At 62.7% G+C, this 20,131-nt stretch carries 24 protein-coding genes; 7 read left to right on the top strand and 17 right to left on the bottom strand.

Annotation, left to right across the window (positions count from 1 at the left end):
• Window positions 1-42: 42 nt before the first annotated feature.
• A complete protein-coding gene (locus tag AC4BBN_RS03465) occupies window positions 43-1,740 on the bottom strand; it encodes an EAL domain-containing protein (RefSeq protein WP_490590551.1) in 1,698 nt (565 codons plus the stop codon).
• 333 nt (window positions 1,741-2,073) lie between these two features.
• On the opposite strand from AC4BBN_RS03465, the gene AC4BBN_RS03460 reads away from it, so the two are divergent.
• Complete coding sequence (locus tag AC4BBN_RS03460; protein ID WP_490590550.1) at window positions 2,074-2,703, top strand: YitT family protein; 630 nt, start codon at window positions 2,074-2,076, stop codon at window positions 2,701-2,703.
• Between the two features lie 52 nt (window positions 2,704-2,755).
• Here the strand turns inward: AC4BBN_RS03460 and AC4BBN_RS03455 are convergent, their stop codons facing one another.
• The 3 genes from AC4BBN_RS03455 to AC4BBN_RS03445 form a co-directional block, all read right to left on the bottom strand.
• Window positions 2,756-3,220 (bottom strand): tellurite resistance TerB family protein, encoded by a 465-nt coding sequence (locus tag AC4BBN_RS03455; protein WP_490590549.1) that lies wholly within the window; start codon window positions 3,218-3,220, stop codon window positions 2,756-2,758.
• A gap of 46 nt (window positions 3,221-3,266) precedes the next feature.
• Window positions 3,267-3,506 carry an oxidoreductase-like domain-containing protein gene (locus AC4BBN_RS03450; protein ID WP_490590548.1) on the bottom strand — a complete coding sequence of 80 codons (240 nt, stop codon included), beginning with the start codon at window positions 3,504-3,506 and terminating at the stop codon, window positions 3,267-3,269.
• A 153-nt stretch (window positions 3,507-3,659) separates the two neighbouring features.
• Window positions 3,660-4,532: a peptidoglycan DD-metalloendopeptidase family protein gene (locus AC4BBN_RS03445; protein ID WP_490590547.1), complete on the bottom strand. Its 873-nt coding sequence runs from the start codon at window positions 4,530-4,532 to the stop codon at window positions 3,660-3,662.
• Between the two features lie 111 nt (window positions 4,533-4,643).
• Here AC4BBN_RS03445 and AC4BBN_RS03440 point away from each other — a divergent pair, with 111 nt between their 5' ends.
• From AC4BBN_RS03440 to AC4BBN_RS03425, 4 genes are read left to right on the top strand one after another with little or no spacing between them, the layout of a single operon-like run.
• A complete protein-coding gene (locus AC4BBN_RS03440) occupies window positions 4,644-5,606 on the top strand; it encodes an AAA family ATPase (protein WP_490590546.1) in 963 nt (320 codons plus the stop codon).
• A gap of 21 nt (window positions 5,607-5,627) precedes the next feature.
• Entirely contained in the window at window positions 5,628-6,794 is a 1,167-nt protein-coding gene (locus AC4BBN_RS03435) for a DUF58 domain-containing protein (protein WP_490590545.1), read from the top strand.
• The gene (locus AC4BBN_RS03430) at window positions 6,791-8,179 is read left to right on the top strand and encodes a TgpA N-terminal domain-containing protein (RefSeq protein ID WP_490590544.1); all 1,389 of its coding nucleotides are present in this window, start codon (window positions 6,791-6,793) and stop codon (window positions 8,177-8,179) included. Before AC4BBN_RS03435 ends, AC4BBN_RS03430 begins: the two co-directional genes overlap by 4 nt.
• 21 nt (window positions 8,180-8,200) lie before the next feature.
• On the top strand, window positions 8,201-8,731 hold the full coding sequence (locus AC4BBN_RS03425; protein ID WP_490590543.1) for a hypothetical protein: 531 nt from the start codon (window positions 8,201-8,203) through the stop codon (window positions 8,729-8,731).
• 64 nt (window positions 8,732-8,795) lie between these two features.
• Here the strand turns inward: AC4BBN_RS03425 and AC4BBN_RS03420 are convergent, their stop codons facing one another.
• The 7 genes from AC4BBN_RS03420 to trxC all read right to left on the bottom strand — a co-directional run bounded on the left by AC4BBN_RS03420 (window position 8,796) and on the right by trxC (window position 15,535).
• A complete protein-coding gene (locus AC4BBN_RS03420) occupies window positions 8,796-10,832 on the bottom strand; it encodes a spermidine synthase (RefSeq protein WP_490590542.1) in 2,037 nt (678 codons plus the stop codon).
• 132 nt (window positions 10,833-10,964) lie between these two features.
• Window positions 10,965-11,993, bottom strand: coding sequence for a sensor domain-containing diguanylate cyclase (locus AC4BBN_RS03415; RefSeq protein WP_490590541.1), 1,029 nt, complete (start codon window positions 11,991-11,993; stop codon window positions 10,965-10,967).
• A gap of 9 nt (window positions 11,994-12,002) precedes the next feature.
• Window positions 12,003-12,785, bottom strand: coding sequence for a hypothetical protein (locus tag AC4BBN_RS03410; protein ID WP_490590540.1), 783 nt, complete (start codon window positions 12,783-12,785; stop codon window positions 12,003-12,005).
• Between the two features lie 291 nt (window positions 12,786-13,076).
• On the bottom strand, window positions 13,077-13,292 hold the full coding sequence (locus AC4BBN_RS03405) for a hypothetical protein (RefSeq protein ID WP_490590539.1): 216 nt from the start codon (window positions 13,290-13,292) through the stop codon (window positions 13,077-13,079).
• A gap of 246 nt (window positions 13,293-13,538) precedes the next feature.
• Window positions 13,539-13,787, bottom strand: coding sequence for a hypothetical protein (locus tag AC4BBN_RS03400; protein ID WP_490590538.1), 249 nt, complete (start codon window positions 13,785-13,787; stop codon window positions 13,539-13,541).
• A 141-nt stretch (window positions 13,788-13,928) separates the two neighbouring features.
• Window positions 13,929-14,984 carry an alkene reductase gene (locus tag AC4BBN_RS03395; RefSeq protein ID WP_490590537.1) on the bottom strand — a complete coding sequence of 352 codons (1,056 nt, stop codon included), beginning with the start codon at window positions 14,982-14,984 and terminating at the stop codon, window positions 13,929-13,931.
• A 110-nt stretch (window positions 14,985-15,094) separates the two neighbouring features.
• On the bottom strand, window positions 15,095-15,535 hold the full coding sequence (gene trxC / locus AC4BBN_RS03390; RefSeq protein ID WP_490590536.1) for a thioredoxin TrxC: 441 nt from the start codon (window positions 15,533-15,535) through the stop codon (window positions 15,095-15,097).
• A 102-nt stretch (window positions 15,536-15,637) separates the two neighbouring features.
• On the opposite strand from trxC, the gene AC4BBN_RS03385 reads away from it, so the two are divergent.
• Window positions 15,638-16,549 (top strand): M14 family metallopeptidase, encoded by a 912-nt coding sequence (locus AC4BBN_RS03385; RefSeq protein WP_490590535.1) that lies wholly within the window; start codon window positions 15,638-15,640, stop codon window positions 16,547-16,549.
• 18 nt (window positions 16,550-16,567) lie between these two features.
• Entirely contained in the window at window positions 16,568-16,723 is a 156-nt protein-coding gene (locus tag AC4BBN_RS03380; protein WP_490590534.1) for a hypothetical protein, read from the top strand.
• Between the two features lie 60 nt (window positions 16,724-16,783).
• On the opposite strand, the gene udk is transcribed toward AC4BBN_RS03380, so the two are convergent.
• From udk to AC4BBN_RS03350, 6 genes are all read right to left on the bottom strand, one after another.
• The gene (gene udk / locus AC4BBN_RS03375; protein ID WP_490590533.1) at window positions 16,784-17,440 is read right to left on the bottom strand and encodes a uridine kinase; all 657 of its coding nucleotides are present in this window, start codon (window positions 17,438-17,440) and stop codon (window positions 16,784-16,786) included.
• A 48-nt stretch (window positions 17,441-17,488) separates the two neighbouring features.
• The gene (locus tag AC4BBN_RS03370; protein ID WP_490590532.1) at window positions 17,489-17,812 is read right to left on the bottom strand and encodes a hypothetical protein; all 324 of its coding nucleotides are present in this window, start codon (window positions 17,810-17,812) and stop codon (window positions 17,489-17,491) included.
• An 11-nt stretch (window positions 17,813-17,823) separates the two neighbouring features.
• Window positions 17,824-18,114 carry a nucleotidyltransferase family protein gene (locus tag AC4BBN_RS03365; RefSeq protein ID WP_490590531.1) on the bottom strand — a complete coding sequence of 97 codons (291 nt, stop codon included), beginning with the start codon at window positions 18,112-18,114 and terminating at the stop codon, window positions 17,824-17,826.
• A gap of 394 nt (window positions 18,115-18,508) precedes the next feature.
• The gene (locus AC4BBN_RS03360) at window positions 18,509-19,105 is read right to left on the bottom strand and encodes an ATPase (RefSeq protein ID WP_490590530.1); all 597 of its coding nucleotides are present in this window, start codon (window positions 19,103-19,105) and stop codon (window positions 18,509-18,511) included.
• Between the two features lie 192 nt (window positions 19,106-19,297).
• Window positions 19,298-19,609 carry a HepT-like ribonuclease domain-containing protein gene (locus tag AC4BBN_RS03355; RefSeq protein ID WP_490590529.1) on the bottom strand — a complete coding sequence of 104 codons (312 nt, stop codon included), beginning with the start codon at window positions 19,607-19,609 and terminating at the stop codon, window positions 19,298-19,300.
• Between the two features lie 127 nt (window positions 19,610-19,736).
• Window positions 19,737-20,045 carry a nucleotidyltransferase family protein gene (locus AC4BBN_RS03350; RefSeq protein ID WP_490590528.1) on the bottom strand — a complete coding sequence of 103 codons (309 nt, stop codon included), beginning with the start codon at window positions 20,043-20,045 and terminating at the stop codon, window positions 19,737-19,739.
• Window positions 20,046-20,131 lie beyond the last annotated feature (86 nt).

Genomic DNA, 20,131 nt, shown 5'->3' with positions numbered 1-20,131 from the left:
CGGCAGCGGGGTGTTTCTTCGCTGCCAAAACCCGCTGTTGCGCTAGCGCAGCATGCGTCCCAGGCTATCAATAAAGGAGCGACCTTGGCCTGCTTCGTCGGGCTTGTTGTGCGCGCCCAGTGGGTCGGAGTCGTCGCCCAGGCCTTCTTGTATTTGCAGGTGCCGGATGAAGGCCGCCAGCGGCATGGGCTTGGCGAAGTGGTAGCCCTGGCCGTAGCGCACGCCCATGGCCTGTAGCTTGTCGGCCTGGCCCTGGGTTTCAATGCCTTCGGCCACTACTTTGCTGTTGACGGCCTTGGCGATAGCGATGATTTCGGGGATCAGGCTGGAGCGCAGGGTCAGGTCCTCCATTTCGAATACAAAGGACTTGTCTATTTTCAGGTAGTCGGGAGCGACTTTCTTCACCATGCCCAGGTTGGAGTAGCCGGTGCCGAAGTCGTCGATGGAGATCAGAAAGCCGTCGGCCTGCAGGCGCTGCAGCTCCGGCATGATGGCTGGCGCGAAGTTGTATTCGGTCACCTCCAGCTCGACCTGCAGGTCGTTGCGGTTCAGTGCTTGCAGCACCTGCTTCAGATGGGGTGACAGCGTGGCGTGGCGCAGGTTTTGTGGAAAGAAGTTGAGGGCCACCTTGAAGCCCTGGGCTTGCGGCGGTAGGGCATCGCCCAGCTCACACAGGCCGCGCGCGCTGATGGCGGCGTCCAGCACCCAGTCCAGCTTTTTGCTCTGTACGGCGGGGATGAACTGGTCGGGGAAGAGCAGCGTGTCGCCGTCGTTTAGCCGTGCCAGTACCTCGCAGCCTACGGTGCGGCCGGTGGCTAGTTCAATGATGGGCTGGTAGTGGCAGACCAGTTTGTCGGTTACGCACAGGAAGCGGATGCGGTGCTCCATGGACTGGAAGTACCGGCAGCGCCGCGTGATGAAGTCGGTCACTAAAAAGGCCAGCAGCAGGCACACGGCACCCCCGCCCAGGCTGAGCAACAGGTGTTTTTGGAAGAACGCTTGCGGCCACAGAATCGTCTGGATCGTGATCGGGCTGACCCCGGGCATCGTGGTGGTGACCAGGATCAGCGCGTTCTTCCAGTCCAGGCGAACATGCGGGGTGGTGGGACTGGTGAGCATGTCGGTATAGCCGGCCCACTTGCTTTTGAATATCTTGGTGCGCTGCCGCGCGTTACCGGCCCAGACGGCGTCGGTGTATTGCTGAAAGCTCTCCGTTACCCGGTCGGAACCTATGGCCACCTGGAATGGCCCCCGTTCCACCACGGTGGTGCGGACTTCTCCTTTGGCGAGCTGTATAGATGCACCCAGGAAGTAGTGCCCGATCGAGCCATCGATGCCGCCTACCCTGGGCGCTCTTGGCGCGTTAAGCAAGCCCAGCTCGGTAGTGCAGTACACCCGGTGCTGGCTGTCCAGCAGCTGGATGCTGCGGATGAAGTGGTAGTCAAACAGCAGGCTGCGCAGCGCGTTGAGGTTGCTGGTGCTGCAATCGGGGCTGTAGCCGTTATTGAGCTGGGTCAGCATCTGTCCGGCATCGAATTGCAGGGCCTGCATATTGCGCAAAACAATGGCTTGCCCGCTTTCTACCTCCCCTAGCTGGGACTGGAATACCAATCCGCACGCTGCCAGGGCCAGCGTAATGGCCAGCGAGTAGCCACACACCATGCCGACCAGCCGGGGGTATCGGCTCAGCGTGCGGGTGATGGCGACCAGACAGTCGCTTTGGCGCGGGCTCAGCCTCATGCCTGCTGTGCAGCGGGTTGGCTATACGCGGCAGGCGCTTCGCAAGGTGCGTGGTCCGGAGTTGGCAAGAGCCCTTGCATGTGTGGTCCCGTGGCAGAGTGGCTGGCTAATGGTGGGGCGCCCGCACTTCGGCGCACCGCGTCGGACTTTTGATGATTATGGGGTGGTTTTGCCGGTTTTCTGCGGCCCATGGGTACGGAGCTTGCGTGTAGATAGCGCCTGGTGTGGGTGAGGCAGGCAGGTGCCGGTCCGCTACCATGCAAAGCCTCTTTCCTCTCCGTTGCCCTGCGCCGAGAGTGTCGGCGCCACCATTTCCCGTTTCTCCTATCTTCCATGACCCGTTCTGTGACTGCACCCCCTGCTGCGCCTTTGGCGCGGCACCGTTTTTATGAAGACGCTTTGGCCCTGGCCATCGGCACCTTGTTCCTGGCTTTGGGTGTGGTGATGTTTGGCCACGCGGGCCTGCTCACTGGCGGCACGGCGGGGCTGGCATTTTTGATCCGTTACGCCACGGGCACTGAGTTCAGCGTGGCCTTCTTTCTGCTGAACCTGCCGTTCTACCTGTTTGCCTGGTGGCGCATGGGTCTGCAGTTCACGGTGAAGACCTTTTGTGCCGTGGCCCTGTTGTCGCTGTTTGCGCACTATCTGCCGTATGGCCTGGTGTTTGCGCAGCTGTGGTCGCCGCTGGCTGCCGTGCTGGGCGGGCTGCTGTGCGGCTGCGGCATGCTGATCCTGTTTCGCCACCGGGCCAGCCTGGGTGGCATCGGCGTCGTGGTGCTGTACCTGCAAGACCGCTTTGGCTGGCGCGCCGGCCATGTGCAGATGGGCATCGACGGGCTGATACTGCTGGGCGCCTTCTGGACCACCGACTGGCAGCGCGCGCTGCTGTCGGTACTGGGCGCGCTGGCCATGAACATGACCCTGGCCATCAACCACCGGCCAGGCCGCTACTTAGCGGTATAAATCGGCCTCTGGCGCAGGTTCTGCCTGCACCGGCTGCTATCAAAACTGATATTCAGGAGATCAGCCCTGCGGCTTCTTTGGCGCGCATCTTGGCGCCTATGTATTCGCCATGGGTGACGTGCAGCAGGCCGGCGATCTTGCTGATGGCGTGGTGCTCGTAGGCATCCACCTGGGCATCGGCATAGGCCACCTGCCACATGGATTCGACGATCTGGATCTTCTGCTCCTGGCTGCAGCTGTCGTTGATGCTGGCTGTGAAGTGGTGGTAGTCGTAGGCGTTTTCGGCGGCTTGCTCGGCCCGGGCCAGCAGCTGGGCCAGTGCCGCGTCGTCCAGTGCAAAGCGCTGGCGCAGGGCGGCGGCCACGGGCTGGCGCTCGCGCGAGGTTTTGCTGCTGTCGGCCCGCATTACCTCCACCAGCAAAACGGCCGTGGCCAGTTGCAGGGCTTGCTGGCGCTCTTCGGGCGTGGGCTCGGTGCTGACCAGGTTGTCAAAAATATCTTTCAGGGCACGCAGCATGGGGAGTCGTCGGGAAGTCGTTGTGGGTGTGAAGTAACGGAGCCTGCTACGGGGCAGTTGGTTCCCGGGCCTGCAGGGCCAGCAGCGCGTCCTCGCGCCAAAAACCGGCAGCCGCCAGAAAGCCCTCCCACACGCAGCCGTTGCAGCCACGGCCACAGCAGCTGGTGGGCTCGGGCGGTGGCGGGCGCAGTGTGGTGCCGCGCAACTGAGCCTCTTGCTGCAGCAGCTGGAACATATGCGCTGCCGCATCGCGGTCGGTGGGTGGGGGTGGGACGGCCAGGGGCATGGGCGGGCAAATCCAAGTCTTCGGAGGCATTATGACCTGTAGCGCATGTGTAGTATGCGCAAGCTGCTATGAAAAGAATAGTAAAGAGGGTGTTTGGTACGTGCCGACATCGCACGGTTTACCACCCGGGGCCACCGGCACTTTGAACACGTTCTAAGCCGCAATAAACAGCGCCGGGTCCACCATGGCCCGGTTCAGGCAGACAGACCAGTGCAGGTGCGGGCCGGTGACGCGGCCGGTGGCACCTACCGCGCCCAGGCGTTGCCCGGTGCGCAGTTGTTCGCCGGGTTGCACATCGATCGCGCTCAGATGGCAGAACATGCCCAGCAGGCCGCCGCCATGGTCCAGCCACACCGTATTACCGTTGAAGAAATAGTCGCCGGTGTCCAGCACCCGGCCGGGCAGCGGTGCCAGCACCGGCGTGCCCGTGGCGGCGGCGATGTCCATGCCGCTGTGCGGGTTGCGGGCCTGGCCGTTGAATACGCGGCGCAGCCCGAACGAGCTGGAGCGCCGCCCCGGCACCGGCACCCGCATGGCGAAAGACTCCGGCAGCGGTTCGCTGAAGCGGGCCATGACTTCGGCCAAGTGGCTGTGCTCGCGCCCGTAACGGGCCTCGTCGGCTGGCGACAGGTCCACGGTGCCGGGCGCCACCTTCAGCCGTTGCTCGCGGTACTGCTTGGGGCCTACGCGGTACGCCACTTGCCGGCTGGCGCCGTCGGCGTCGCGCACGGTGATGGCGGCCTCACCCACCGGGGCTGCCAGCGGAATGCCGACCAGCGCCGTCCACTCGATCGCGTCACCCAGCACCAGCAAAGGCAGGTCGGCGGCGAAAGCCGTGGGCCGCTGCGCCGCCGGCCCGAGCGACAGGCGGGCCACGCCGCCGGGTACGCGCTGGTCTTGCGGCCAGATGGTGGGGGCAGGTGGTGCGGCGTGCAGGCGAGGGCTTAGCAGGCCTAGGGTCGCGAGCAGAGTGATCCGGCGGGTAAGCGGGCAGTTGCCGAAGGCGAGCGGGTTGGGTGAGGGCATAGGCAATCGGCTTGTCAGTAGTTTGGTGGATGGGCTGTAGCGTTTCCGGGGTAGTCGTACGTGAAAACTGGGCCGCGATCGTTACAATTTTTCACAAAGGGAGAGAGTCCATTGAGCCAAGTACAAGCAACTGCGTGGTCCGCACAGGATTGCGCGCGCCTCGCGCAAACGATCGTCAGTAACGTAGAGAAAGTTCTGCAGGGCAAGCACCAGCAGGTGGAGTTGGCCTTGGCTGCCGTGGTGGCCGGCGGGCATCTGCTGATCGAAGACGTGCCAGGCCTGGGCAAAACCATGTTGGCACGGGCGCTGGCTGTGTCTGTGGGGTTGTCGTTCAAGCGCATCCAGTTTACCGCCGACCTGATGCCGTCGGACATCGTGGGTGGGCCGGTCTACAACCCCAAGGACGGCAGCTTTCTGTTGCGCCCAGGCCCGGTGTTTGCCAACATCGTGCTGGCCGATGAAATCAATCGGGCCAATCCGCGAGCCCAGTCGGCGCTGCTGGAATGCATGGAAGAAGGCCAGATCACGCTGGATGGGCAGACCGTGCCACTGCCCGCGCCGTTTGCAGTGCTGGCCACGCAAAATCCTATCGACATGGCGGGCACTTACCCGCTGCCAGAGGCGCAGCTCGACCGCTTTCTGATCCGCCTGTCTCTGGGCTATCCCGATGCGGAAACCGAGGCTAGCCTGATTACCACCCAGCAGTTCGCGCATCCCATCAGCAGCCTGCAGCCGGTGTGTGAGGCGGACGGTTTCGCCCGGCTGGTGGCCGGCGCGCGGGACGTGACCATCACCCCCGAGGTCGCCAATTTCATCACCGCCATCGTGACGGCTACGCGCAAGCACCCGGCTATCCGCTTTGGCGCCAGCCCGCGCGGCACCCTGGGCCTGGCCCGCATGGCGCGGGCACTGAGCTGCATCCGCGGTCGGGCCTATGTCGATCCTGCCGTGGTGCGGGAGCTGGCCGTACCCGTGCTTGCGCACCGCATCATTGTGCAAACCCAGGGCGGGCAGTCGCAGTCTGCGGCTGCCTTGGTGCAGGGCATCCTGCAGACGCTGCGCACGCCGCAATAGCTTGCGATAGGGCTTAAAACGATGGAACGCTGGCTGTCCAAGTCCCGGGTGCTGCTCGGGCTGTGTGCGGTGCTGCTGATGGCCGCGCTGAACCGGCAGGACCCCATGGTCTACGGCATGTTTCTGTTCCTCGTGGTAGTGAGTTTCCTTGGTTTTGTATTGCCCTGGCTGTCGTTGCGCTCTATGACCGTGCGTTTGCAATCCACGGGCAGCAGCGAAGTGGTGGAGGGCGCCGCGTGTGACCTGAGCCTGTGGATAGAACGCAGCGTGCCCTGGCCGGCCTTCATGGTGGATGTAGAGACCGAGTGGGAATGGGCGTCTCAGCACATTGTGCTGCGCCAGACTGTGCCCGTGGTGCGTGCCGGTCAGATGCCCGAGTTGGGGCGGCGGGTGCTGTTTCCCTGCCGGGGCAGCTACGAACTGGTGGCGGTCCGTTTGTCCAGCGGATTCCCTTTGGGCCTGGTACGTGCCCAGCACAGCATGGCGCGGCCCGCGATTGCGCTGCATGTGCTGCCGCAGGCCCAGCCAGTGCACTGGCCGCTGCCCTGGGATGTGACGGAAGACCCGCTGGGTGAGCTGACTACCCGCAAGATGGGGCAGTCGTTTGAACTTGGCATGCTGCGGCCTTACCAACAGGGCGAGTCGGTTGGCCGGGTCAGCTGGCGTGCGTCTGCGCGGGTGGGCGAGCTGGTCATTCAGCACTTTCAGCATAGTGGGTCGGTGCGTTTACGGGTTGTCGTCGATGTCCCGCGGGTGCCGGCACTGGGGTCACCGGATAGCGCCGGTGAGCAGGCGGTGCGCCTGGCGGCAGGCGTGTGCGATGCCGCGCTGGCCAACGCTACACAAGTGTTTCTTTACCTGCATCCCTACGCAGCGGCTGTGCAAGACCGGTCTTTGCTGTACCGGGCATTGGCCGAGGCCTTGCCAACCGACGGCGGCTTGCAGCCTATCGTGACGCGGGTGGCAGGCGATGCGGCGCCCGGCGAGCAGATTGCGGTCGTGGTGGCGGGGTCGATGGCGCAGGATGCTTTGCTATCTGCTTTGTCTCCTCTGGTGGGGCAAGCTTGCGCTGTGGTGGTCTGTATTGCCATGGGGCGCCACCGAACGCCACAGGATGCTGCTCAGGCCGATGCGTTGCAGCGTGCGGTGGCGCTGGCCGGTTTTGCCACTTTTATGGAGGCACCATGAAGACTGCATCCGTAGCAACTACACCGGCTGCCGTATCGCCACGTCTGGAGAGCCGTGCGGTGCTCGTTCTGACCGGGCTGAGCTATCTTTTTGTGGGCCTCGGGTTCTCCTATCTTGATCGGCAATTCAGGTCATTTGGGGTTGAAAGCCTTCTGTGGTTGGTGTGGGCGTTACTGGGTTTTGGTGCCGGTGCTTTGCATGTCCACAAACCCGGCTCCAACGGTCAAACCCTGTGGATCGTGCTGGGTACCACGGGATTTGTGTTGGCCTTGTTTCCTGGTTTTGCGCTGTACGCTTTTGCCCGATGGATCTGCCTGGTTCTGATGGTCATCATGGGTGCCCGCGCAGCCATGCTCACCACACAACGCGACTTCTATCTAACGCTGACTGTCATTTTCAGCGTCAGCTTCATGGTTGCCACCCATTCCAGGGCGGACTGGAGTTTGTGGTTCTATCTAGGGCCTGCATGGGTCGCCGGCGGATTGGCGCTGGCCTGGCAGCATGCGTCGAGCACGCGGCTGTCGCGTTGGACCCGCTTATCCATGACGCTGGGGTTTATCGGCGTTTCATTTGCGGTGACGGCGCTGCTGTTCTTGTTTATGCCCCGACCCGCAACCCTGGGGTTTGGCTTTCTTCCGCCTGGCACAGATACCCCCGGGATGTTCTCGCAGCCTGCAGGCGAGGGGGGAAAGCAGTCGGTCCAGGCCTCTGGCGGTGTGTCCGGCGGGCAGGCATCTGGCGCAGGCTTGGGCGGGAGTAGTACAGTCCCGCAAGGTTCGTGGAGGCAGCAATGGGGTTCGATGCTGGGCGGTATGCGCAGCACTTTGAAGGACCCCTTCATTCCCCAGTGGCAGCGTGGCCTGATCGAAAGCCTGCTGGATGGCGCGCAGACTTCGCTGGACAGCCTAGCGGGCGGTTCAGCCCAGCCGCCGGATGGTGTGGCGGGCGAAGGCACCGAGTCCCAGTCTTCGTTCGAGACCTACACCATCACGATCCATTGGCTGCGCTGGTTGCTGTTTCTGCTGGCCGCTTATTTCTTGTGGCGGTACAGGTACCGCATGGGCCTGGGTCTCGCATTGGGGGGCTCGTGGTTGTTGGCGTCCCATTTCCCGGCGCAGTCCATGCGCTTGTCGGCGCAGGCCATGGGCTGGTGCCTGCATGTGCACGGCCACAAAAGACAAGTGGGCCAATCGGTGCGCGAGCACTGGGGGGCAGCGGCTACGGCCCCGCTGGCGCGGCGCTGGATGGGCCAGGCGCTGGAAATCTATGGTGAGACACGGTTTGGCGGCGTTGCAGCCAGTCCACAACGCGCACGCCATATGCGCAAAGCGACCCAGGGTGCGTGCGACATCATCATGGGCTTGGCGCCCGAGTTGGCCAGGTGATTGAACCGAGGAAGAAAAAGAATGAACCGAGATCTGCCCAAGTGGCTACAAGTTGTTGGTATTGCGGTGTTGGTATCGCTGGCGCTGCTGGTGTTCTTGAACCGCCACCGGATGGATGTGTATGGCACCTATATCCGCGAGACATCGCCGGCGGTGACGGTCCGCCTGGCAGAGCTTTCGCAGGACATGGATGAGGCGGCGGTACTCAAACATTTTGACGGTGTGCCACTGCGCTGCGTGGCGCAAGCGCCGGGTGCAGACACCCTGGGGGAGCGGGTCTGCTATGCCCAGATCGACAAGGCCGATGGAGATGCAGCGCTGATGCTCGCAACGTTTTTCAACCAGGGAAAGCTCGTGCGTGCCATGGTGCAAGTACCCTGGTGGGTCCATGGCGCATGGCTGCAGCGGTTCAACACCCAGCTCGGTCAACCGCAGCGCTTGGGTGGGATGCTACGCTGGAAGATGCCCAACGGGCAGCTGGAGTTCAGCCGCAGCCGCAGCTGGAATCCCTTGGAGTGGAATGTGATTCTGTGGACTGCGCAAAATTCGTAGTGAAAAGTGCTTTCTGCGGAAGGTAAGTAAGCGCCAGTAGCTATACAAATAATAGCGTTGCTTGCTACTTCAGCACCCCGAACAGGTTGTTGAAATCATCGGTCCAGAGACGCAGGCCGGGTATCGCCGTGATCGCGCTGCTGGCGGTCCTGATCAGCAGAGTCTGCAGGCGCTGGGCGCTGCGGCTGACCAGTATCCAGTCGGTGCGGCGCAGGTCGCTGTCTTCGGCCTCGTCATGTACAAAGGCCACCTGCAGGCCCTGGGCCAGGGCGATTTTTTCGACCACCGGGGCCAGGTTGAGGAAGCGGTTGGTGACGTGGAAGGCGATGATGCCCTCTGGCTGCAAGTGGCGCAAATACACCTGCATGGCCTCGGCGGTGATCAGGTGGATGGGCACCGAGTCGCCCGAGAACGCGTCCACCGCCAGCACGTCAAAGCGTTGCGGCGCTTCGCGCTCCAGCGCCAGGCGTGCGTCGCCCAGCACACGCTCGATCTGCGCTGGGCTGTCTTTCAAGAAGCTGAATTCGCTGTCGGCAAAGTCGAACACCTGGGGGTTGATCTCATACACGCGGTATACGTCGCCGGCGCGGCCATAGCTGGCCAGGGTGCCCGCGCCCAGGCCGATTAGGCCCACCCGGCGCGGTGTGGCCGGTGCCGACAGAATGGCCCGGCCCACGCCCGAGGTCTTGCCGTAGTAGGCCGTGGCCTCGCGGCGGCGGTCGGCCGCCAGGTACTGCTCGCCGTGTTTCACCGAGCCGTGGTAGAGCTGGCGCACGCTGCTCGCGGGCTCGTCTGCGTCGATGCTGTCCAGGCTGCTTAGCGTGCCGTAGAAGTTGCGCGCCATGCGCCGCGTGCCGTCCTGCTCGTCACGCACTTGCTGCCAGACGAAATAGCTGCAAGCCAGCACCAGCAGCATGCAGACACCGGCGCGCAGCCGCTGGCGGCGGAACACCACCGCACCCAGCACGGCCACCAGCACCAGGCCTATGCCCATCTCGTAGTAGGCCGGCAGCACATGCGGCGCCACCAGGCCCACCGTGACCCCACCCAGTGCGCCGCCTAGCGACAGCATCAGGTAGAAGCGCGTCAGGTAGGCATGGCCAGGGCGCATGCTGGCCATTTCGCCGTGCAGAAACATGCACAACACCAGCAGGCCGCCAACATACAGCGGTACGCCGGTTTGCAGGCCGTAGCCTATGCCGTCTTGCAGGCCATAGGCGCACAGCAGCAGCGCTACGGCGGTGGCGGGCAGCAGCAGGCTGCGGCGGTACCAGCGGTCGCTTTCAAAGGTCAGCACAAAGCTCAGCAGGTAGACCGACAAGGGCAGCACCCACAGGAACGGAATGGCGGCTACGTTCTGCGTGATGTGGTTGGTCACGGCCAGCAGCAGCCAGGATGCCAGGGCCGGTAGTGCCAGCCACAGCCCATAGGTGCCCAGGCTGGGGGCGGCTTGCGGCAGGCCCGCGCTGGCTGTCGGTCTGCTGTGTGGATCAGGCGCATAGGGTTTCAAGCCCGCCGCATGCAGGCTGGCGGCACCGCACATCAGCACAAAACCCGCATAGCCCCAGGACCAGCCCATGGCTTGTTCCCGCAGCGCGGTATACGGCTCAATCAGCACCGGGTAGGCCAGCAGCGACGCCAGCGACGCCAGGTTGGACAGCGAAAAGTAGCGGTACACCTGCATACCCCAGGGCGTGCGCGCCAGCCATGACTGCACCAGTGGCCCGGTGGTAGACAGCAAAAAATACGGCAGGCCAATGGTGCCCAGCAGCAGGCCCAGGATGCGCAGCGACGGGTCCTCCGCGCCGGTAGGCTTCCAGTGCGCGGCGGTGATGATGGGCAGAAACACCAGGCTGCACAGCAGCAGCGTGCAGTGCACAGCCGCCTGCACGCGCACCGGCCGGCGGGTCAGCCAGTCGGCATAGGCATAGCCGGCCAGCAGCACCACCTGGAAGAACACCATGCACACCGACCACACGGCCGCCGAGCCGCCAAACCAGGGCAGGATCTGCTTGGCGATCAGCGGCTGCACCAGAAACAGCAGAAAGGCGCTGCTGAAAATCGTACCGGCGAACAGACTTTTCAAAAGAGCAGGGGGCATGGGCTGGTTCCTGGTGGTCGGCAGTGGCAGCCGTGAGTGGCCGCTGCCTGTCGCAGTGAATGCAACAATCAAGCCAGAAAACGCTGCTGGCGCTTGCACTGTGTGCGCAAGCTGCTATTTATTCAATAGCGCTCAATCCGAGCTGGCGGACTTGGCTGGAGGCACCAGCTGAGGCTTGGAGGGCAGGGCGGCGAAGGACTGCACCTGGTTTCTGCCGGTCTGCTTGGCTTTGTACAGCGCCTTGTCGGCGTGGTTCAGCAGCTGCTCAAACGACTCACCTCCGGGGCCCAGCGTGGCCACACCAATGCTGACGGTGAACGGCACGCGGTCGCCGTCGTCGTTGACAACCTGCTGTTCCTGTACGGACTGGCGCAGCGACTCGGCCACCAGGCGGGCGTTGGCTAAGCTGGTTTCGGGCAGCACCACCACAAATTCCTCGCCACCCAGTCGGGCTACGGTGTCCAGGTCTTCGCGCATGCGCTGGCGGCAGGCGTCGGCGACGGCGCAAATCACCCGGTCACCCACCGAATGGCCCCAGTTGTCGTTCACCGCCTTGAAGGAGTCGATGTCCACCATCAGCACCGACAGCGGGTGCTGGAAGCGCTCGGCGCGTATGCATTCCTTGGCGCCCAGCTCCAGCAGCGTGCGGCGGTTGGCCAGGCCGGTGAGCGAGTCGCTGGCGGCCAGCAGCTCCAGCGCGGTGTTCATGCTTTGCAACAAGGCGTTCTGCTCGGCCAACTGGCGGTTGATCAGGGCGATCTCGTCTTCCTTGCGCTTGCGGCCATCGATGTTGAAGGTCACGCCAATGAAGCGCTGGCCGCGCTGCAAGTCGGCGGCGTCCATGACCCGGCCATAGTTGGCGTACCACACCCAGCTGCCGTTCTTGGCCAGCAGGCGGAACTCGCAGCGGTACTGTGGCGTGCGGCCTTCCAGGTGGTCGCCCACCGCCGTCTGGATCATGCTCCGGTCTTCAGGGTGGACAAACTCAAACAGGCGATCCACGTTGAGCAGCACCTCGTTGTCGTCGTAGCCCAGCTCGCGGAAGGTCTTTAGCGCCTTGCGGGTGACCTCGCCTGTCAGCAGGTTGTTTTCCCACAAGTCCAGGCCGGCTGCCTCCAGCGCCAGCTCCAAGCGCTCTTTGTTGAGGTCTTTTTCGTCCATGGGAGTATTTCAGTACGAGGGCATGGCACCGGCATGACCGATGCTGCGCAGCAGGCCGGCAAACGATGCCAACATGCCCGGCGTGGCGTACAGCTGGGGCGCGGTGCTTGGCTGGATGCTGCTGACCACCTTGCCCGCGCTCTTGCCCGTGCTGGCGTCGAAATACGCCGCCAGATCGTCGCTTGCCTTGGAGACGCGCAGTCCAGTGCTTTCCGAGCGGCAGCAGATCGAGTCCGGCGCGATGATCACCGGTGCCGCACTTTGGCCGGAATACATGATGAGGTTTTCATTCATATTATGAATACTGAGCGTCTGTGTACTTTCTGCGGGGTCCTGCGTGTTGTCAAGGCGGATCACCCCAGCATCCAGCGACGCCGCCGTGGTGGCCTGGGTCACGCTGGTGATGTAGAAATTGCCCACGGCGACGCTGGCATTGCGCCCGGTCAGCTTATCCACCTGGGCGGCGGTAGGGGCGATCAGCAGTGCCGATGCGGCCGTGCTGTAGCCAGCCACATCGGTGGCCCGGGCGTAGGGGCTGACGGGCAAATTGGCTCCGCCAACGAAGGTGGTCTGCGGCAGCGCGGGCACGGTCCGGCCCGCGCCGTCAACGTCTACGACCCACAGGCTGCCCGCCGAGTTCTGGATATCGGCTAGTGTGAGCTGGTCACCCGCAGCGGGGGAGCCCATCGTCGCGACGACATCGCTGTTGGTGGCGCCGTCATCGGGCTTGACCGTGACTGCACCTGCTGCAATGCATTCAAAATCGGCAAACCCATCGTTATACGAAGTCATCATTTCCTTTGCATGGCTGGCTGGGCGCAGCCGTCCGTCCAGCAGCAGTCTCAAAATGTAACAGGACGTTTATGCACTGGTGTGACTTTTTCAAGCACAGAGTGTTCCACATGCGTCAGGTCACGCACGCAGCTGCCATGGAAATGATGGGTGAAATATGCCTCTAGCGCTTATTTATACTGCGCTAGGCGCTATTGAAAATATAGCTATTTGGCGGTTAATTCGCTGTGTAAATTGGGGCTTATTTGCCTGCGGCGCATGGGTTTGCTGGCGCCGGCAGCGATACAAACACTAACGTTTCAGCGCAATTTTCTGGTCGCGCAGGTATTCCTGGAACTGCGTCAGCGGGATGGCTGTCAGCCCGGCCACGCCGTTGTCGGCGGTCCAGCTCAGGGTGGCGCTGTCGGGAGACAGCTCGATTTCCACCATGCCCTTGGGAATGGTGATGGGTGCGCCGTCGCCGGGTGTATAGGTTACGTGGCCGATGATGGTGGCGTACTGGGTCATGGGGGTTCCTTTCTCGGTTAGGCACGCATGTTCTGCAGTGCGACCGCTTTATTACAGCCGCCATCGCCGCCCGTGACTGTCAGACAAATTCCCGTATGCATGCCGCACGGCGTGCCGAATCGCCGCTGTGCACGCACAAGGTATGTCCGGTCTGGCGGGAAAACCGTCTTTTGCAAGACCTGTCGCCAGTCCAGCACCATCAAAAATGAAAAAAGCGGCCGAAGCCGCTTTGGGGTGGGTAGACGCTCAGTGCGTTACAAACTGGTAGCGCACGTCTTCGCTTTCAATCATGTCCAGCACGTCGTTCAGCACATCGTCGTCGTCGGTGCTGCTCCAGGTTTCTTCCGGGTCGCTGGCAAACAGCGGCTCGATGGCGATGTCCATGAACTGCCCGTTTGGCAGCTTCAGCACCTGGCCGCCCTCTGAGGTCTTGGCCAGTTCCCAGTCGTCGGGTACGGACAATTCCATCTGGATGGTGATGTTGAGTTTTTTCATGAGGATTTCCTTGGTTTGAATGGGCCAAGGGTAACCGAATCGGGGCCGGGCGGGCAGCCCAGGTTCTAAGCCATTCAGGCCTCTGGCGCAGTGCATACCTGCGCCAGAAGCTCTTAAAACCGTAGCAGCCCGGTGCCGTTCTTACAGCGTGGGGTAGTCGGTGTAGCCCTTGGCGCCCGGGCTGTAGAAGGTGCTTTGGTCGGGCGTGTTCAGCGGAGCCTTGAGCTGGATGCGGGCGGGCAGGTCCGGGTTGGCCAGGAAGCTGGTGCCAAAGGCCACGGCGTCGAGCTTGCCGGCGCTGATGGCTTCCTCGGCCTCTTCGGCGGTGTAGCCCATGTTGCCGACCAGCACACCCTTGTACTTCTCGCGGGCGATGGTCAGCACATCGCCTTTTTGTGCGCCAAAGAAGTCGGTACGCATCACGTGCAGGTAGGCCAGGTTGTAGGCGTTGAGCTTGTCGGCCAGGAAGCCGATCAGCGCCAGCGGGTCGCTGTCCTTCATGCTGTTGTAGCTGTTCAGTGGCGACAGGCGCAGGCCCACTTTGTCTGAGCCAATCGCGGCGGTCACGGCGGTCAGCACTTCGAACAGGAAGCGCGCGCGGTTCTCCAGCGAGCCGCCGTAGCCGTCGGTACGCTGGTTGGGCGTGTCGCGCAGGAACTGGTCGATCAAATAGCCATTCGCGCCGTGCACTTCCACGCCGTCAAAGCCGGCAGCGATGGCGTTCTTGGCGCCCTGGGCGAAGGCGGCGACGATGGCTGGAATCTCTTCAGCCGTCAGCGCGCGCGGCACGGCGTGCGGCACCTTGCCATTCGGCGTGTGGATGTCGCCCTCCACCGCTGTAGCGCTGCTGGACACGATGGGCACACCGTTGTTGATGTCCGGGTGCGCGGCGCGGCCGGCGTGCCAGATCTGCATGAAGATGCGGCCGCCCTTGGCGTGCACGGCTGCTGTGACCTTCTTCCAGGCGGCAATTTGCGCTTCGTTGTAGATGCCGGGTTCGTTGATGAAGGCCGAGGTGCCGGGCTCCACCATGGTGCATTCGGTGATCAGCAGGCCGCCGGTGGCGCGCTGGCTGTAGTACTCCGTCATCAGGTCATTGGGCAGATGGCCTGCGTCGGCGCGCGTGCGCGTCAGCGGGGCCAGCAAGATGCGGTTAGGCAGGGTAAGGGCGCCGACTTTCAGTGGGTTAAATAGCATGGTGTGGAACCTGAGTGGGTGGATGGAATAAAAAGAAGTGGAAGGTACCAGCCGCGCAATATCGGTGCCGCTGCGGGTAAATGCAAATTGGTGTATTTGCGCTGGGCGCTTCAGCGCGGGCTGTGCTGCTGCACCCAGCGCAGGATGTCGGCCGCACCCATGGCACCGGCTTGGCGGGCCACCTCGCGGCCGCCGACAAACAGCGCCAGCGTGGGGATGCTGCGGATTTGGTAGCGCGCGCCCAGCTCTTGGTGGGCCTCGGTGTCTACCTTGGCCACGCGGATGCGTGGCTCCAGCTGGCCTGCGGCCTGCACATAGGCGGGCGCCATCTGCCGGCACGGGCCACACCATGGTGCCCAGAAGTCCACCAGCAGCGGAATCTGGTTGCGTTGCAGGTGCTTGTCAAACGCGGCCACGTCCAGGTCTACCGGCTTGCCGGTGAACAGGGGCTTTTTGCAGCTCCCACAATCTGGCGCGCTGCCGAGCAGGTCGGTACGTACGCGGTTGGTGGTGTGGCAATGGGGGCAGACGATGTGCAGGGATTCGCTCATCCCATTTAATTGGTGGCGCAGGTCCAGGATTGCAAGGGCTGCATGCTGCCGGCCACGGCGAACCCGATAATTCCCCGTCACTTTTTTTAAAGCCAAGGCCCCATGAGCACCCCCTATTTCTACCCCATCGGCATCCCCGGCCAGCCATGGGGCGTTGCCGAACTCGCCCAGTGGCGCGCACGCCAGGTGCGCCAGCGCAGCTATGCCGACGATGTGCTGACGGCAGTGGACCGCCTGCGTGACCGCTTCGACGTGGAGGGCTATGCCGAAGTCGTGTATGGCGACGAGCGCTTTGCGCTGCAGGCCATCCGCAGCCGCAACTGGAACAGGGCCTTGCCCAGCGTGCTGGTCACCGGCGGTGTGCACGGCTATGAAACCAGCGGCGTGCAGGGCGCGCTGCGCTTTGTGGACGCGCATGCCGAGAGCTATGCCGGCCGGGTCAACCTGCTGGTCGTGCCCTGCGTCAGCCCCTGGGCGTACGAGCGCATCCAGCGTTGGAACTTTGACGCCATCGACCCCAACCGCTCGTTCCGCGCGGGCAGCCCGGCGCAGGAGTCCGCAGCCCTGATGCGCCTGGTGGCGCCGCTGCGCGGCCAGTTCGCCGCCCACATCGACCTGCACGAAACCACGGATACCGACGGCTCTGAATACCTGCCCGCCGTGGCCGCGCGCGACGGCAAGCCGTTCGAGCCCCATGGCATCCCCGACGGCTTCTACCTGGTGGACGACATGGCCAACCCCCAGCCTGCGTTCCAGCAGGCCATCATCGAAGCGGTGGAGCAGGTGACCCATATCGCCCCAGCCGACGAGCAGGGCGGCATCATCGGTTCACCCCTGGTGGCCCATGGCGTGATCCACTACGCGATGGAATCGCTGGGCCTGTGTGCCGGCATCAGCGGCGCCCGCTACACCACCACCACCGAGGTCTACCCCGACAGCCCCCGCGCCACGCCCGAGCAATGCATTGCTGCGCAGGTGGCTGCGGTTTGCGCGGCTGTGGATTTTGTGGCTTGAATGGGCCTGGTTAGATACATGCCTGAGATAGCAGCCTCGCACATCAAAACCCCGTTCGCCCTGAGCTTGTCGAAGGGCCTGCTGATGGAGCCCTTCGACAAGCTCAGGACGGGCTCCTTCGACAAGCTCAGGACGAACGGTTGTGGTGGTCCGTCTGAGGTATGTATCTCATGAGATGAATGTGTTTCTAGAGCACGGGTAATCTGCGCAAACAGCTACGAAAAGTGTAGTGAACTAGATGCCTGATCCGCGCTCCAGATCGCGGATCAAACTGACGACTTTGGTGGTGATGATGTCTACCGCCGGCCCGTTGGCGCCGTGCGGCAAGATCACATCGGCGCGGCGCTTGGTGGGCTCGATGAACTGCTTGTGCATGGGTCGCACGGTTTCCAGGTACTGGTTGATCACGCTCTCGGCGCTGCGCCCGCGTTCGGCCATGTCGCGCTGCAGGCGGCGGATGAAGCGCACATCGGCGGCGGTATCGACAAAGATTTTGAGCGACATCATCTTGCGCAAGTCCGCGTCAAACAGCGCAAACAGGCCTTCGATCACGATCACCGGCGCCGGGTTCACGACCACGGTGGTGGGCGCGCGGTTGTGCGTCACAAAGTCGTAGGTGGGCATGTCGATGGACTCACCCCGGCGCAGGGCCTGCATGTGCTTCACCATCAGCGGCCAGTCAAAGGCGTCGGGGTGGTCGTAATTGGTTTTGACGCGCTCATCCATCGAGAGGTGCGTCTGGTCGCAGTAGTAGTCGTCCTGGTACACCACCGAGGCCATCTCCGGCCCGATGGACGACAGCACCTGGCGCGTCACCGTCGATTTACCGCTGCCACTGCCGCCTGCAACGCCGATCACGAAGGGTTTGTAGTGGTTGTCAGGTTTACTCATGCGATCTCCGTACCCAGGCAGGCAAAGCCCGCGAGTTTACAAGCCTGTTCAGGCCTGCCACACCCCAAACCCTGCCGAGCGCAGGTCGATGCCCACCTCGATCTCCTTGTCCACCGCGTCGTCATAGCCCATGGGGTTGAAGCCCTCGTACAGGTCCGGCAGCAGGCGCATGCCGTACTGTTGCACAAAACGGTTGGCCTGGATACCAGCCTTGTGCTTGTCAAAGCGTACATCCGGGTCCAGTCCGGTCATACCCACATACACGCAGGGCTTGCCGTCCACATAGCCCGGGTTGCCCTTGCGAAAGCGCGGCTCCAGCAGCACGTCTTTGGAGAGTTCGACCACGTAGACGTGGTGGTGTTTGCGGGGCATGGGCCCAACGCTTAAAGAGTTACTGCTTCATTGAGAACCTGATCGCGAAAGCTCGCGGGCAGGCTATTGGGGGTGAGCACATCCACCTCCATGCCCAGTAACTGCTTCAGTTCAAAGCGGATGGCGCCAATGTCCATCAACGTAGTGTGTGCCCTGGGTTCCACCAGCAGGTCCAGATCGCTATCGACGGTGTCATCACCATGCAGGGCCGAGCCAAATACCCGCACGCCGCTGACGCGGTGGCGCAGTGCAATCTCGCGGATTTGCGTGTGGTGCAGGGTGATGGCTTCGGAGGGGCGCATGGATGGGAGTTTAGGGGCGCTGCAGGTTTAAATAAGTTCAAACAACCTCTAGGGACGCTCTGCAAAACTCCTAGCGGGCTGTGGCAGCACGGCCTCGGGCGGTCTGCGGCGTTGCTTTTCTTGCCAATAGCTACGGCTATTGGCTGCAAAAAGCGCCTTGCATCCCATCCCGATCCGCACTACCTCATCCTCGCTTGAGTTTTGCAGAGCATCCCTAGCGCCCGTGGAGTCAGCACAAGCCGCTATAAAAATGTAGTTTCTCAACCCGAATGCGACACGCTGTGAGGCACTTTGGGTTTGAGGCCGGGCACTTTCACACCAAAAGCATCGGCCAAGCGCTGCGCCTGCTGTGCCGACTGTTGCAAAGCTTTTTGCAGTGCTTTGGGCGAGGGGGTCAGACGGTTTTGCGGGGTTTTTGGAGCTTGCGCCATGTGGTGGGTTCCATAACAGTCAGTTGGTCTGCAGCGAAGGCGGCAACCGTTTGCGCCTGGGGTGGTGTTGAATTATCAAACAGAGTCCACTCATCGGCCAGCGTCGCGTACAGCGCAAAGAAGTTGTCGAGACTGCGTCCGAAGCGTCTACGTATCACGTCAGCTGGCACATCGTGCCCGCCCAGAGCTACACGCAACTTCACCCTGCGCACCGCCATCTGCGGGTTGGCCAGTGCAAAGTAGTACACCGCCACGGAGTAGCCTTGCGCCTTGAGCGAGCGTAAGAAGGGCGCAAAGCTGCGGCTGGATAAGGTGGACTCGAACGCGAAGTCTGCTTGCGCATCACCCAACTGGCGCAAGCGCTTGAGCATAATGCGGCCCGCTTCAAATGCGACTGCATCGGTGTTGCGTCCCGACAAGCCTCTGGCGATGTAGTCCGCGTTGACAAACACTTCGATGCCCAGTGCTGCCAGGATGGCATCAGCGTGGGTAGACTTGCCCGCCCCATTGGGGCCTGCAAAGACGACTACGCGCGGGGCTGGTTTGGCTTGGACGGGCATGGGCAAGAGTTTAGTGGCCCCTAGATTTTTGTGTGAAATAGGTGGCTGGTGCAGGTGCAATATGCGCAAGCAGCTACCAAAAGCGTAGCAAATCCAAGGCGTAAGGCTAGAACGAAGACCCGGGTTCGCTCAAGAAAACCAGGTCTTGCGCCGTAGAGTTGCGGCCTGGGCGAGCACCAGCGCAGCTAATCTCTAATGCAGTTCGTCCAACAATGCCTGCACTGCCCCAAGCAACGAGGGCAGTGCGTTCTGCGCAATGTTCCACACCGTGCCCACGTTCACTGTGGCGTAGCCGTGGATCAGTTGGTTGCGAAATGCCACGATCTGCGGCAGGTCTGGGATGCGTGCGGCCAAGGCAGCATCCAACTTGGCCAACTGGTTGAGGGCTTCGCCGATGATTTCAAACTTGCGCTCTACCCCCGCCTGTGCCATCGCGTTGTCCGCGTAGGCTGTTGCGTCCATGCCTGCGGTAAACGACTGAATCGCCAAGGCCGATTCGCGCACGTCCCACAGTTATTCCATTTCCAGATCAATCCGAATATGTCGTTGCTTCGCCTTGCCGTGGCAAACCACTGTCTGCGGCTTCGCGCCTAATCTCGTATTGATCTGGAAATGGAATTAGGCACGCGGGTCACGCTGCATAGACGGCTTCGCGGTTGCGGTTGATGCTGGCCAGCACGTAGGGGTTGCGCACCGCGCCGGGCTCTACCAGGTCTACCCCACGGCCCAGCAAGGTTTCCAGCGCCGCTTTGGCTCCAAATAGGGAATCCAGCCCGGGCTGCACGCCGGGGGCAAACTCCACCAAAAAGTCTGCGTCGCTGTTGGCTGGGTCAAAGTCATCTGCCCGCGCCGCCGAGCCAAACACCTCCAGCCGCTGGATGCGGTAGCGCTGGCAGATGGCGGTGATGCCGGCACGGTGTTGGGCGATGGCAGGGTGCATGGCGGGAGTTTACTGGAGCGTAACGGTTTCCCGTTAAATCGGCCTCTGCCGCAGATAAAACCTGCGCAAGCAGCTACCAAAAGCGT

Source organism: Rhodoferax sp. SPJ21 (assembly GCF_058216335.1).
This window is presented reverse-complemented; position numbering and strand designations above follow the sequence as displayed.